We start from the raw sequence: 12,755 nt of genomic DNA, 5'->3' as shown, positions 1-12,755 counted from the left end.
CGTTATGTGAAGCTTGGATCGCGATACGAGGCGGTCAGGTCTCGAACCCGTTCTGCTCCGCCGCGCCTTAGCATTACCGAGTACGGACTCTGACCACCCAACGCAGACATCTGCGTGCTTAGCCACCTCCAAGTCGCGTCCTGCCGGAGGACGCTATGAAGGTTGTCGAGGGCTACGGCTAGTGCCTCCCACCGCGCAACCCGATTGCCCGGGATTTGCTCGTCGCCATGCATCATCTTGGCCAAACGCGCAGGTCGCACGTCGAGGAGCGCCGCACACGCCTCAAACGGAACACCCTCAAGACGCGCCAGCAGAATACCCAGAAGGACGGTCCGCTGCATTGCACCGGACCCCTGATGCTTTTGAGCCATCTCGGCTCGTTTGATCAGGGCGGCTGAGACCGCCCCCGTGTGACCACTTTCTATCGTGGTTCCGCCTTGACGAATTCGAGTCAGCCGATCCGACACCCCTTCCGTGAACGTCGTCGGAGACTCAATCAGTACCGTCATTCCGCACTCTTCCACTCAGAACGGGCCGAGGGTTCAAGTCGCTTCTTATACTCTTCGGTGATTGACCAATGAAAGAAACTGGTCATGCCGTCGCTGAAGTAGCGAAGCAGATCGAGCAAACCGCGATCACCATCGACTGTATATGGCTGTTCGGTTGAATAGTCGAGGTCCAGCACGAACCCGTCACGGCCGTCTTTCGTACCAAGCCCGTACCGTGCAACGAGACTATTGAAGCTATCTGCAAATTCGAGCTGAGAGAAGTTTGCTGAAATTTTCGCCGGGAAAGACGACACGCCGAGAGGCCCTAGTAGGTCTCGCCGGACAATCGTTGCAAGCTGGCCGAGGTCGTTGGCGTACTCGTCGGCGTCGATAACGTTAATCTTTCGAAGCCCGATCCGATTGCTTTCAGCCGGCCGGATCGTACGACGCAAAGCCTTCAAAACGAATGAGACGCGCTCCAAGAACTCATCGATATTCGTGTAGTTCGGCGTCTCTAGGGAGACAAAGGCGGCCGATATTCCCAGCGTCCATTGGCCGCCCTCATCAACCATCCTCCACACGGGTGCACCTTGCTTGATGTCAAGTGACTGCGGGCCGAAGGCGATGTCCGTAGATTGCTCAGCGGGCAGCAAAGTTGGGTACACGCTCCGCACCGCTGTCTGAAACCCAGCGATGCCCACGGCTGTCATCAGGGACAGGACCGGGGGAAATGTAACCTGACACAAAACGCTTACTAACGGCGCGCGCCCAAAGACGACGTCGTCGTGGTCGCCAAAAGTCAGGCTCACAAAGCTCCAATCGAGTCCTCCACAACCTAGCACTCCTTCACGACTTCGCAGGTCACCCGATCGTGGCCAGATGGACTGCCGCCTGCTCGTCGAACAGCGTCGATTTCCTGACGGTGGCCGTTTCCGGCCACGAGCGACTTGAGGTGAGACTTAGGCGAGGCGCCAGGACGAAATGCTGGCGCCCGCCAAACTGGTCTTTGGCGCACGCGCATGAAGCTAGGGCGGCACGGGCGCTGCACGCAGGAGCCGCCAGTCGTTTCGGCAACGGGGCGCGGTCGAGGCAATGCGACACGAAACCTTCAGTGCCTTCCGGACCGGCTCCCGGTCGCACCCGATGTCCGACCTTGCCGGCGGCTACGGGCACGGCACGCGCATCCGCGGCTGATCAGCTCTCCGGGTAGGGCTGCAGCACGCTGAGCAGGGCGTAGGTGGACCGGTCGCCGTCCCGCCCCCGGGTCCGGTCCGCCCAGGTCTGGACGACGTCGTCGAGCTCGGCCGCCATCCGGGCGGCCTCGTCCTTGGTCAGCCGCACCGTCGACGTGGCGATGTGCACGGTGACCGCGTCGTCGGGTTCGCGGTGGTAGGCGGCGTCGACCACCCCGTGCGCCCACGCGCTGGCCTGCTGCCGCCACACGTCCACGGCCGCCTGACCACCGGGGAGGGCCGCGAGGTCGCCGACGTCGATGCTCAGCCCGGTCTGCGCCGTCAGCTGCCAGACCCGGTCGCGGCGATCGCGCCCGGCGTCCGGGGCCTCCTCGACCAGCCCGTACTTGGCGAGCTGGCGCAGGTGGAAGCTGGCCTGGTTGGCCGGGATGCCCAGGTCGCGGGCCACGTCGGCCGCCCGGACCGGCCCGGTCGCGTACATCTCGTCGACGATCCGCGCCCGCACCGGGTGGGCCAGCCCCCGCAGCACGGTCGGGTCGCGCACCGGCTGGGCGGGTGCCCGCTCCTCGCTCACCGGCGGAGCGTACCGGGACCACACGTCTTATTGCGCACGTACTCTTGCGCAAGCTAGCGTGCGCGATGTGCCCGGCTATCGATCCCTCGTCCGCAACCGCGACTTCACCGTGCTCTGGGTCGGGGAGACGATCAGCGCCCTCGGCAGCCGGATGAGCCTGTTCGTCTTCCCGCTGCTGACCTACGGGCTCACCGGGTCGGCGGTGCAGGCCGCCGCCGTCGAGGCCGCCTACCTGGTCGGCACCGTGGCCGCGCTGCTGCCGGCGGGGGTGCTGGCCGACCGGCTGCACCGCCGCCGGCTGATGCTGGGGTCGTCCGCGACGGGTGCGGTGAGCTACTCGTCGCTGGCCGTGGCGGGGGCGACGGGCCACCTGACGGTCGGGCACCTGGCCGTCGTCGCTGGGGTCGTGGGGGTGGCCGCCGGCGTGTTCGGGCCGGCGCAGCTCTCGGCCGTCCGCTCGGTCGTCCGCACCGAGGACCTGCCCACGGCGCTGAGCCAGAACGAGGCCCGCGAGCACCTCGCCGGGCTGCTCGGCGGCCCGCTCGGCGGCCTCCTGTTCGCGGTGACCCGCTGGCTGCCGTTCGCCGTCAACGCGCTGACCTTCGCGGTGTCCTGCCTGACGCTGAGCCAGATCCGCACCGACCTGTCCGCACCCGACCACCCCGGCCCACGCCCGCGGGTGGGCGCCGACCTGGCCGAAGGGGTGCGCTTCGTGCTGGCCCGGCCGTTCTTCCGGGTGCTGCTGACCTGGGCGGCCCTGGTGAACCTGGCGCTGAACGCCCTGCTGTTCGTGGTGGTGCTCCGACTGGTGGACGAGGGCGCGCACCCGGCGGAGATCGGGCTGGTCAACGCCGCCGCCGGGGTGGGCGGCATCGTCGGCGCCGTCGCCGCCCCGTGGCTGATCGCCCGGGTCGCCACCGGCCGGCTGACCGTGGCCCTGGCGTGGACGGCGGGTCTCCCGCTGGTCCCACTGCTGTTCTGGGCCCACCCGGCCGTGGCCGCCGCCGCCCTGTTCGCCGTGCTCCTGCTGCTCCCGGCCAGCAACGCGGGCATCGCCGCCTACCGGATCGCCATCACCCCGGCGTCGCTGCAGGGCCGGGTCGACGCGAGCTCGACCTTCCTGTCGATGGCGGTGATGCCGCTGGCCCCGCTGCTGGGCGGCCTGGCCCTGGAGCACCTCGGCGGCCGGGGCGCCACCGTCGTCCTCCTGGTCGCACTGCTGGGGACGGCGCTGGTGGTCACCCTCAGCCGCGAGGTGCGGTCCGTGCCGGTCCCCCGGCTGTGGCCGAGCGCGACAGCGCAGCACTGACGCAGGGTGGAGCTTCGCTCCGGGCTGTCAGCTGCGGTCGAACAGGGGCCGGTCGGGTGCTTGTTGGTGGTCGATGGGTTGGCCGGTGGTGTCGGTGAGGACGCCGGTGATGATCTCCCGGCCGTCGGGTCGGTAGGTGCGCCAGCACCGGTCGTCGGGGTCCCACTGCAGGCGGTAGCCGTGGTGGACCTGGGTGTGGTGCCGTTCGCACACCAAGGCGGTGTTCTCGAGGCTGGTGGCCCCGCCGTGGATCCAGTGGATGAGGTGGTGGGCGTCGCACCACCAGGCGGGGGCGCGGCAGCCGGTGAACACGCAGCCGCCGTCCCGCACCTCCGCGGCGCGGCGGATGTGCGCCGGCACCAGCCGGTGGGCGCGGCCGACGTCCAGGGGCAGGCCGGCGGGGCCGAGCAGGATGCGGGCGACGTCACCGTCGCAGGCCGCCTGCCGGGCCACCGTGTTCGACGCCGTCGCCCCGGAGCCCAGGCGGGTGGCGGCCGGGCGGGTGTCGGGGTCGGCCAGGTCCTCCAGCTGGATCAACGCCGTCACCTGGGGCTTGGCCGTGCGCAGCATGGGCAGGTCACCGGCGGCCAGGTGCAACGCAGCAAGCTGCACCAGCGCATCGGCGGCGCGCTGGTCGCGGGAGCGCAGGTCACCCTCGCACCGCCCGGCAGCGGCGATGGCCTCCAGCGCGGCCTCCACCTGCTCGCCACCACCGGCATCGAGCTGCCCACGGATGGCGCGTGACCCGTCGGCCCGGCGGGTGATCCGCAGGCCCCGACCCTCGGTGGGGTCGACCGGTGGCGGCCCGTCGGGGTCCAGGGCGTCGGCGATCCGCCGGCACACATCGGCCAGCGTGCGGGGCGCGTGCACCGCGGTGTGCGCGACCAGAGCATCCAGGGCGGGCAGGTCGGCGCCGAGGGCGTCGCCGGTGGCCCAGACGTCGTCGGTGAGGATCCGGCCGATCACCGCCAGCTGCCCGGCACTGATCCCGCCCACCGCCGCACCGGAACCGACGGCCGGCATCCGCCGCGCCAACCGGCCCGCAGCGAGCACCGCAGCAGCTTCCGGTCCGGTGGCGGCGGTGTGGCCGCGCAGCCAGGGCTTCATCCCGGTCAACCCGTCGGCGTAGGCGGCATCCACCGACTCGGCGTGGGCGACGGTGCGCGCCAGCTCGGCCTGCGCCAGGTTGACCAGCCGCGCCAGGCCACGGGCCCGGTCCAGCAGCTGCGCCGCGGTCGTCCCGCCGTCCAGCGGGGTCGCGGCCGCGGCGAGCACCGCCTCGATCGCCGCGCAGACATCGGCGGGCGGCGGGTCGGGCTGCCGCGAGGCGGCGGCCATCGGGGAGAGGGCTGGTCGGCGGTCGGCGCCGAGGGCACCGGGCGCGAGGGGTTCGGGCGCCCAGGGCTGCGTCTCGTCCAGACCCACTGCGACACCTCCCCCCACCTGTTCGATCAGGTGTTCGAAGTCTACCGCGGCAGGCGCCCGCCGGCACGGTGAATCCACAGGTCAGGCGGCCGAACGAGCCGACTGCAGGTGACCATGCAGGACGCGGGCGGAGGTCCAGGGGGATGGCCGGCTGCCACACTGCAGCGGTGCCCTCGTCAGGACGGGTCGTCGCCGTGGCGCTCGACCACAGCCACCGCTTCTCGAAACGCACGGTCGACGACATCACCCTGCTGGAGGGGCTCGGTGTCCGAGGGGATGCCCACGCCGGGGTGACCGTCCAGCACCGGTCACGGGTGGCTGCCGACCCCACCCAGCCCAACCTGCGGCAGGTCCACCTGATCCACGCCGAGCTGCACGACGAGCTCCGCACCACGGGGTACGACCTGGAACCGGGCCACCTCGGGGAGAACGTGACGACGCGGGGCATCGACCTGCTCGCCCTGCCCCGACGGACGACGCTGGTGTTCCCGAGCGGGGCCGCGATCGAGGTGACCGGGTTGCGCAACCCGTGCCGGCAGATCGACGACTTCCGGCCCGGGCTCCTGGGCGCGGTGGTGTCCCGCGACGACCAGGGCGTCCTCCAGCGCAGGGCCGGCATCATGGGAGTGGTCGCGGCGGGCGGTGTCGTCCGCTGCGGTGACCCGATCACCGTCGAGCTGCCGCCCGGGCCGCACCAGGCCCTCGACCGCGTCTAGCGACGCCCCGGGGTCAGTCGGCCTCGTCGATGAGGCGGTCGCGCTGGGCGGCGACGTCGTAGTCGGCGGGCGGGAAGCGCGGGTCCAGGTCCTGCACCGCCTCCAGCAGCAGCCGGCCGATGGCCCAGTTCCGGTACCACTTGCGGTCCGAGGGCACGACGTACCAGGGGTTGGTCTGCGTCGAGGTGCGCTCGACGGCGATCTCGTAGGCGCGCTGGTACTGGTCCCACAGCGCGCGCTCGTCGATGTCGCCGGGGTTGAACTTCCAGCGCTTGGTCGAGTCGTCCAGGCGGGCCAGCAGGCGCTGCTTCTGCTCCCACTTCGACACGTGCAGCATGCACTTCACGATCGTCACGCCGGACTCGGCCAGCTGGTCCTCGAACCGGACGATCTCCCGGTACCGCCGCTCGATGACCGCCGGGGTGGCCAGCTCGCGCACCCGGCCGATGAGCACGTCCTCGTAGTGCGAGCGGTCGAACACCCCGATCAGCCCCGGCGCCGGGACCGCCCGCCGGACCCGCCAGAGGAACCCGTGCCGCAGCTCCTCCGGCGTGGGCTTCTTGAAGCTGGTGATGGCCAGGCCCTGCGGGTTCACCGACCCGGCGACGTGCTCGATGACCCCGCCCTTGCCGCTGGTGTCCATGCCCTGCAGCACCAGCAGCACCCGGCGGGTGCCGCCCGTGGCGCCCTCGGCGTAGAGCTTCTCCTGCAGCACCGCCAGCTCGGCGCCGTCGGCGGCCAGCTGCGCCTTGGTGGCGTCCTTGTCGCCCGGCGCCGACGGGGTGTCCCGCGGGTCGATGTCGGCCAGCGAGACGGCACCCGACGGGGCTCGCAGGACCTCGCGCACCGACACCGTCTTCTTGGCCATGATCGAGACCCTAGTGAGACCTCAGGCGGCCAGCAGGTCCGGCAGCTCGCCGCGGTGCAGCACCACCAGGCTGCTCACCGCCCGGGTCAGCGCCACGTACAGCCGGTGCAGCCCCCGGGGTTCGGCGGCCACGATCGCCGCGGGCTCCACGACCACCACGTGGTCGAACTCCAGGCCCTTGACCAGGGTCGCGGGGACGACGGCGACCGGCGCCGGCTCGCTGCCGTCGTCGGCCAGCGCCGCGGCCTCGACGCCCTGCGCGGCCAGCGCGGCCACCAGCGCGTCCACCTCGGCGTCGGCGCACACGACCCCGACCGACCCCGGCCCGACGGAGGCGACCACCTCGGCCAGCGGCTCGGCGAGCACCGCCACGGGCCGGACCTGCAGCGACCCCGGCTCCGAGCGGACCGCGGTGGCCGGCGCGAGACCGGGCACCAGCACCGGCAGCAGCCGGTTCGCGAACTCCAGCACCTCCGCCGGCACCCGGTAACCGGTCGTCAGCGGCCGCACCGACGTGCCCGGCCGGCCCAGGGCCGCCAGCGTGGCCGACCAGTCGGCGACCGACCACGGGCTCGTGGCCTGCGCCAGGTCGCCGAGCACGGTCAGCGACCCCGCGGCGAGCCGGCGCGCCACCGCCCGGCACTGCATCGGGGAGAGGTCCTGCGCCTCGTCGACCACCACGTGCCCGTAGCCCGGCGTCCGCTCCAGCAGCCCGGCGACCTCGTCGACGAGCACCGCGTCGGCCGCCGTCCAGCGGGTGGCCCGCACCGAGCGGGCAGGGGCGCGGCGCAGCAGGCCCTGCTCGGCGTCGGTGAGCACGCCGCGGCCCACCGACGGGTCGGCGAGCACCTCGGCGACCAGCGCGGCGGCGTCCACGGCCGGCCAGTGCTCGTCGCAGAACGCGCGGACCTCGGCCGAGCGGGCGCAGCGCCGCGTCTCGGCGTCCGTCGGGCTGCCGCCGACCTCCTCCTTCTGCCGCCGGGCGTCCTCGGCCAGCGACAGCGCCAGCCGCTCCCGGCCGGCGCCGTAGGAGATGCCGGCCCGCCGCAGGTCGTCGACGTACCGCTTGAGCCGCTCCTCCGGGATCCGGTACCGCCGTCCGCTCAGCGGCACCTGCACCGAGTCGCGCGGCTTGGTGACCCGGCGCCACAGCGCGCGGTGCAGCACCTCGGCCAGCCGGGCATCGCCCTTGAGCACGGCGACGTCGTCGGGGTCCTCGGCGCGCACCGGCACCCGGTCGGTGAGGTCGGCGACGGTGGCCTGGTCGACCTCGACCTCGCCGAGGGCGGGCAGCACCTGCTCGATGTAGCGCAGGAAGGCGCGGTTGGGCCCGACGACCAGCACGCCGGTGCGGGAGAGCTGCTCGCCGTGCGTGTAGAGCAGGTAGGCCGCGCGGTGCAGCCCGACGGCGGTCTTGCCGGTGCCGGGGGCGCCCTGCACGCAGATCGACTCGGTCAGCGGGGCGCGCACGATGTCGTCCTGGTCGGGCTGGATGGTGGCCACGATGTCGCGCATCGGCCCCGAGCGCGGCCGCTCGATCTCCTCGCGCAGCAGGGCCGACGGCCCGTCGTCGGCCGAGAGCGACTCGTCCTCGTAGGAGGTCAGCACGCCGTCGGCGAACCCGAACCTGCGGCGGCGGACCAGGCCCTGCGGGTCGGCGGCGCTGGCCTGGTAGAACGGCCGGCTCATCGGCGCGCGCCAGTCGATGACCACCGGGTCGCCGGCCGCGTCGCGCACGTGCCGGCGGCCGATGTGGAAGGTCTCGGCGGGGGTGTCGGTGCGGCCGAAGAACGGTGGCGCGCCGGGGTCGGCGGCCAGGCTGCGCAGCCGCTCGGCGCGGGCGGCGCCCAGGCGCTCGGAGGCCCAGGCATCGACGCCGGCGTCGGCGGTGGCCACGGTGGCCGCGCGCATGTCGGTCAGACAGGCGGCGGCGAGGTCGAGGTGCGCACGTTCGGCTTCGAGGACGGCGTCGGACACGGTCGGAGGACGTTACGCCGGTTCGGCCCCCGAGCCCAGGCCGTTCACCAGCACCACGACCGTCTGCTCGATGAGCCCGTCACCCACGACCGCGCCGGCCGACCCCGCGTGCTGCATGCCGATCCCCCGCAGCGCCCCCAGCAGGAGGATGGCGACGGCCTCGGGGTCGGCGTCGGCGCGGACGGACCCGTCCGCCACACCGGCCCGCACCACCGCGGCCAGGTCGGCGCGGAAGGACCGGTCGCGCTCGGCGAACAGCGGGCCGAGCACGGGGTCCGAGGCCCGCGACTCGGCCCACATGAGCAGGAACGCCCCGATCGCCGGCCCCCGCAGGGCCAGGTTGGCCAGGTAGGCGCGCACCAGGGCGGCCAGCCGGTCCAGCCCGGAGCCGGCGGCCTCGGGGACGTCGAAGCGCTGCGCGTCCCGCACCACCGCGGCCAGCAGCTGCTCCCGGCTGCCGAAGTGCGCGTGCACGATCCCCCGGCTGTACCCGGCGGCCTCCCCGACCTCGGCGAGGGTGACCGCCCGCGACCCCTTCTCCGCGATCAGCGCGACGGCGGCGTCGAGCACCCGGCGCCCGGTCTCGGCGCGGCGCTGCTGCTGCGTCCGGCGCACCTGCTCGACCACCCCGGCAGTCTCGCACCCAGGTTACTTGCATGCCAGCAAGCAAGTATGGGACGGTGAGGCATGACCACACCCCGCCGTCCCGCCCCGCCGGTGCCCGCACGCCCGGGCACCCCGCCGTTCCGCTGGCCCCTGCGCCGCCCCCGCCCCCAGCTCTAGGCCCCCGTCGGCGACGATGACGGGGTGGCGGAGGGCACCTGGGCGCGGTTCGACGACCTCGTCGCCGGCACCGCCCTGGCCTTCGACCCACCGGTCGCCGTCGTCGTCGCCCGCACCCCGGCCGAGGTGGCCGGCGCACTGCGCGAGGTGCAGGAGCACGTCGCCGCCGGCCGCTGGGCCGCCGGGTTCCTCGCCTACGAGGCCGCCCCGGGCCTGGACCCCGTGCTCCCCGCGCACGAGCCGGACGGCGACCTGGTCTGGTTCGGCATCACCGAGCACCCACCCCGGCCCGTCGACCCGGTGGCCGCCGGCACTCCCCCGCCCGGCCCCTGGGTGCCCGACTGGACGCCGGAGCAGCACGCCGCCGCGGTGGCCGCCGTCCGGGAGCGGATCGCCGCCGGGGACACCTACCAGGTCAACCTGACCACCCGGCTGCGCGGACCGGCACCCGCCGACCCGCCGGCCGCCTACGCGCACCTCGCGCTGGCCCAGCGCGGCGCGTGGAACGGCTACCTCGACACCGGGCGCACCGTCGTCGCCAGCGCCAGCCCGGAGCTGTTCCTGCACCGCACCGGCGACGACGTGCTGGTCCGGCCGATGAAGGGGACGGCGGCCCGTGGGCGCACCACCGCCGAGGACGACGCCACCCGCGCCGCGCTGCTGGCCAGCACCAAGGACCGCGCCGAGAACGTAATGGTCGTCGACCTGGTGCGCAACGACCTGGCCCGCGTCGCGGTCACCGGCACCGTCGGGGTGACCCGGTTGCTGGCCGCCGAGCGCTACCCCACGGTGCACCAGCTGACCTCCGACGTGCGGGCCACCCTGCGCCCGGGCACCGGCCTGGTCGAGCTGCTCGCCGCGCTGTTCCCGTGCGGGTCGGTCACCGGTGCGCCCAAGGCGTCGTCCATGGCGGTCATCGCCGAGCTGGAGACCTCGCCCCGGGGCGTCTACTGCGGCGCCGTCGGGTTCCTCGGCCCCGGGGAGGCCCGGTTCTCCGTCGCCATCCGCACCCTCGTGGTCGACCGGGCGGCCGGGACGGCGGTCTACGGCGCCGGCGGCGGCATCACCTGGTCCTCCGACCCCGCCGCCGAGCACGCCGAGCTGCTGGCCAAGACCCGCGTGCTCACCGCCGCGCCCCCGGCGTTCGCGCTGCTGGAGACGATGCGGCACACCGCCGCCGGCCTGCGGAACTGGCCCGGCCACCGCGCCCGGCTGCTGGACTCCGCGGCCTACTTCGGCGTCCCCGTCGACATCGACGCGGTCGAGCGGGCCCTGGCCGGCCTGGACGGCGACCTGCGGGTCCGGCTGACCGTGGCCGGCGACGGCACGCCCGCCGTCGAGACCTTCCCGCCGCCGGCGCCGTTCCCCGGCCCGGTGCGCGTGGCGCTGGACGGCGAGCCGGTCGACGAGCACGCGCCGTGGCCGCACCACAAGACCACCCTGCGCGCGCCCTACGACACCCGGCTGGCCCGCCACCCGGGCGCCGACGACGTCCTGCTGGTCAACACCGCCGACGAGGTGACCGAGAGCTGCCGCGCGAACGTCGCCGTCCGGCTCGGCGGGCGGTGGACCACCCCGCCGCTGGGCAGCGGCTGCCTGCCCGGTGTCGAGCGCGCCCGGCTGGTCGCCGACGGCACCCTCGTGGAGGGCCGCATCACGCCCGACGACCTGCCCGGCGCCGAGATCGCGCTGGTCAGCTCGCTGCGCGGCTGGCTCCCGGCGGTCTACCGCTCGTAGGGGAAGAACCCGCGGCCGGTCTTCCGGCCGAGCAGGCCGGCGTCGACCATGCGCAGCAGCAGCGGCGGCGGGGCGTAGAGGGGCTCCTTGAACTCCTCGTACATCGACTGCGCGACCGCCGCGGTGGTGTCCAGACCAATCAGGTCGGCCAGCGCCAGCGGGCCCTGCGGGTGGGCGCAGCCCTGCACCATGCCGGCGTCGATGTCCTCGGCGGAGGCGAAGCCGCTCTCCATCATCCGGATCGCGGACAGCAGGTAGGGGATGAGCAGGGCGTTGACGATGAACCCGGCGCGGTCCTTGGACCGGATGGTGGTCTTGCCGAGCTGGTCCTCGGCGAACGCGGTGACCGCGGCGAGGGTCTCGTCGCTGGTCAGCAGGCTGGCCACGACCTCCACCAGCGGCAGCACGGGAGCGGGGTTGAAGAAGTGGACGCCGACGACCTTGTCCGGCCGCTTGGTCACGCTGGCCATCTTCACCAGCGGGATCGACGAGGTGTTCGACGCCAGGACCGCCTCCGGCGGCAGGATCTCGTCGAGCTTGCGGAACAGGTCCAGCTTCAGCGCCTCGACCTCGGGCGCGGCCTCGATGACCAGCTCGGCGTGCACGGCCCCCTCGAGCGAGGTGGCGACGTCGACCCGGGCGAACGCGGCGTCGGCGTCCTCGGTGGAGAGCCGGCCGGACTTCGCCGCGCGCTGCAGCGACTTCTCCAGCCGGGCGCGGAACCGCTCGGCACCGGCCTCGTCGGCCTCCACGACGACGACGTCGCACCCCGCCCGGGCGCTGACCTCGGCGATGCCGGCCCCCATCTGCCCGCCACCGATGACTGCGATCCGCTGCACTGCCACTCCTCGCTCGACGTGTGCCGTCCACGGTGCCACACCCCCGGGTGGTCACCGCCGGAACCGGGTGGACACCGGGCGTAGCGTCGGGTGGGTCCGAGGAAGGCACGAGTGCGGGGGGACCCGCGGGGAGGCAGGTGGCCGCGATGGCCTGGTCGACCCCGAGCCGGACCCGCGTCCGGCTGCGCTGACCCGCACGACCGACGACCCCTGAGCGGGGCCGGTCGCGGCAGCGCGCCCGGGGCGGGACGACGACCCCCACCCCTCCTCCCGCACCGGAGCCAGCTGTGCACGCCCTGACCGAGAAGCAGATCCGCGCGTCCTTCGTCAACGCCTCCCGCCGCGAGGCCGCTGACGCCGTCCTCCCCGACCTCGCCACCCAGCCCTGGGAGCACCTCGACCTCCTGGGGTGGCGCGACCCCCGGGCCCCGCTGCGCGCCTACGTCGTCCTGGAGCTCGACCGCGGGCCCGTCGGCCTGCTGCTGCGCGCCCCCGAGCCGGGCGGGCGGCGGAAGAAGGCCCTGTGCGCCTGGTGCCGCGACCTGCTCACCGTGCGGGCGGGCCTGTTCGTCGCCCGACGGGGCGGCGCGTCGGGGCGGGCCGGCAACACCCTCGGCGTGCTGCTGTGCGACGACCTGGCCTGCTCCACCAACGTGCGCCGGCCACCGACCAGCAGCGAGGCCGGCGACGGCATCGAGGCGATCGCCGACCAGGTGGTCGCCGAGCGCGTCGAGGCGCTCCGCAGCCGGTCGGCCGCGTTCGCCGCGCAGGTCGTCGGGCGCTAGGTCCGTGGACGTCCAAGCAATCGGCGCGTAGGTTGCTTGGACGTCCACACATCGCCTGCCT

The 12,755-nt window shown here is 73.5% G+C and carries 12 protein-coding genes; 4 read left to right on the top strand and 8 right to left on the bottom strand.

The annotated features are described in order from the left end of the window. Positions 1 to 2: 2 nt before the first annotated feature. From BLT39_RS23490 to BLT39_RS05735, 3 genes are all read right to left on the bottom strand, one after another. Complete coding sequence (locus BLT39_RS23490) at positions 3 to 233, bottom strand: antitoxin Xre/MbcA/ParS toxin-binding domain-containing protein (RefSeq protein ID WP_423221482.1); 231 nt, start codon at positions 231 to 233, stop codon at positions 3 to 5. Positions 234 to 505: 272 nt separating this feature from the next. Further along, positions 506 to 1,297 (bottom strand): TIGR04255 family protein, encoded by a 792-nt coding sequence (locus tag BLT39_RS05740; protein ID WP_165640163.1) that lies wholly within the window; start codon positions 1,295 to 1,297, stop codon positions 506 to 508. Between the two features lie 385 nt (positions 1,298 to 1,682). After that, positions 1,683 to 2,255: a winged helix-turn-helix domain-containing protein gene (locus tag BLT39_RS05735; RefSeq protein WP_207507651.1), complete on the bottom strand. Its 573-nt coding sequence runs from the start codon at positions 2,253 to 2,255 to the stop codon at positions 1,683 to 1,685. A 67-nt stretch (positions 2,256 to 2,322) separates the two neighbouring features. Between BLT39_RS05735 and BLT39_RS05730 the strand changes: the two genes are divergently transcribed. Further along, on the top strand, positions 2,323 to 3,564 hold the full coding sequence (locus BLT39_RS05730; protein ID WP_091060293.1) for an MFS transporter: 1,242 nt from the start codon (positions 2,323 to 2,325) through the stop codon (positions 3,562 to 3,564). 27 nt (positions 3,565 to 3,591) lie between these two features. On the opposite strand, the gene BLT39_RS05725 is transcribed toward BLT39_RS05730, so the two are convergent. Next, the gene (locus BLT39_RS05725; protein WP_242658184.1) at positions 3,592 to 4,989 is read right to left on the bottom strand and encodes an HNH endonuclease signature motif containing protein; all 1,398 of its coding nucleotides are present in this window, start codon (positions 4,987 to 4,989) and stop codon (positions 3,592 to 3,594) included. A 167-nt stretch (positions 4,990 to 5,156) separates the two neighbouring features. Here BLT39_RS05725 and BLT39_RS05720 point away from each other — a divergent pair, with 167 nt between their 5' ends. Continuing rightward, on the top strand, positions 5,157 to 5,705 hold the full coding sequence (locus BLT39_RS05720) for an MOSC domain-containing protein (RefSeq protein WP_207507649.1): 549 nt from the start codon (positions 5,157 to 5,159) through the stop codon (positions 5,703 to 5,705). A 13-nt stretch (positions 5,706 to 5,718) separates the two neighbouring features. Here the strand turns inward: BLT39_RS05720 and BLT39_RS05715 are convergent, their stop codons facing one another. The 3 genes from BLT39_RS05715 to BLT39_RS05705 are packed head-to-tail and all read right to left on the bottom strand — an operon-like array spanning position 5,719 to position 9,177. Further along, the gene (locus BLT39_RS05715; protein ID WP_091060285.1) at positions 5,719 to 6,573 is read right to left on the bottom strand and encodes a PPK2 family polyphosphate kinase; all 855 of its coding nucleotides are present in this window, start codon (positions 6,571 to 6,573) and stop codon (positions 5,719 to 5,721) included. A 21-nt stretch (positions 6,574 to 6,594) separates the two neighbouring features. Continuing rightward, positions 6,595 to 8,550 carry a HelD family protein gene (locus BLT39_RS05710; protein WP_207507647.1) on the bottom strand — a complete coding sequence of 652 codons (1,956 nt, stop codon included), beginning with the start codon at positions 8,548 to 8,550 and terminating at the stop codon, positions 6,595 to 6,597. A gap of 12 nt (positions 8,551 to 8,562) precedes the next feature. Then, the gene (locus BLT39_RS05705; protein WP_091060281.1) at positions 8,563 to 9,177 is read right to left on the bottom strand and encodes a TetR/AcrR family transcriptional regulator; all 615 of its coding nucleotides are present in this window, start codon (positions 9,175 to 9,177) and stop codon (positions 8,563 to 8,565) included. 180 nt (positions 9,178 to 9,357) lie between these two features. Between BLT39_RS05705 and BLT39_RS05700 the strand changes: the two genes are divergently transcribed. After that, entirely contained in the window at positions 9,358 to 11,070 is a 1,713-nt protein-coding gene (locus BLT39_RS05700; RefSeq protein WP_091060278.1) for a chorismate-binding protein, read from the top strand. Here BLT39_RS05700 and BLT39_RS05695 read toward each other — a convergent pair. Further along, complete coding sequence (locus tag BLT39_RS05695; RefSeq protein ID WP_242658183.1) at positions 11,058 to 11,909, bottom strand: 3-hydroxybutyryl-CoA dehydrogenase; 852 nt, start codon at positions 11,907 to 11,909, stop codon at positions 11,058 to 11,060. The two genes, BLT39_RS05700 and BLT39_RS05695, sit on opposite strands and share 13 nt — an antisense overlap. Before the next feature lie 287 nt (positions 11,910 to 12,196). Here BLT39_RS05695 and BLT39_RS05690 point away from each other — a divergent pair, with 287 nt between their 5' ends. After that, on the top strand, positions 12,197 to 12,694 hold the full coding sequence (locus tag BLT39_RS05690; RefSeq protein WP_091060272.1) for an FBP domain-containing protein: 498 nt from the start codon (positions 12,197 to 12,199) through the stop codon (positions 12,692 to 12,694). Positions 12,695 to 12,755 lie beyond the last annotated feature (61 nt).

Source organism: Klenkia brasiliensis, assembly GCF_900100695.1.
GTDB lineage: Bacteria > Actinomycetota > Actinomycetes > Mycobacteriales > Geodermatophilaceae > Klenkia > Klenkia brasiliensis.
The sequence above is the reverse complement of the archived record's forward strand: the minus strand, read 5'-3'. Positions and strand labels throughout refer to the sequence as shown.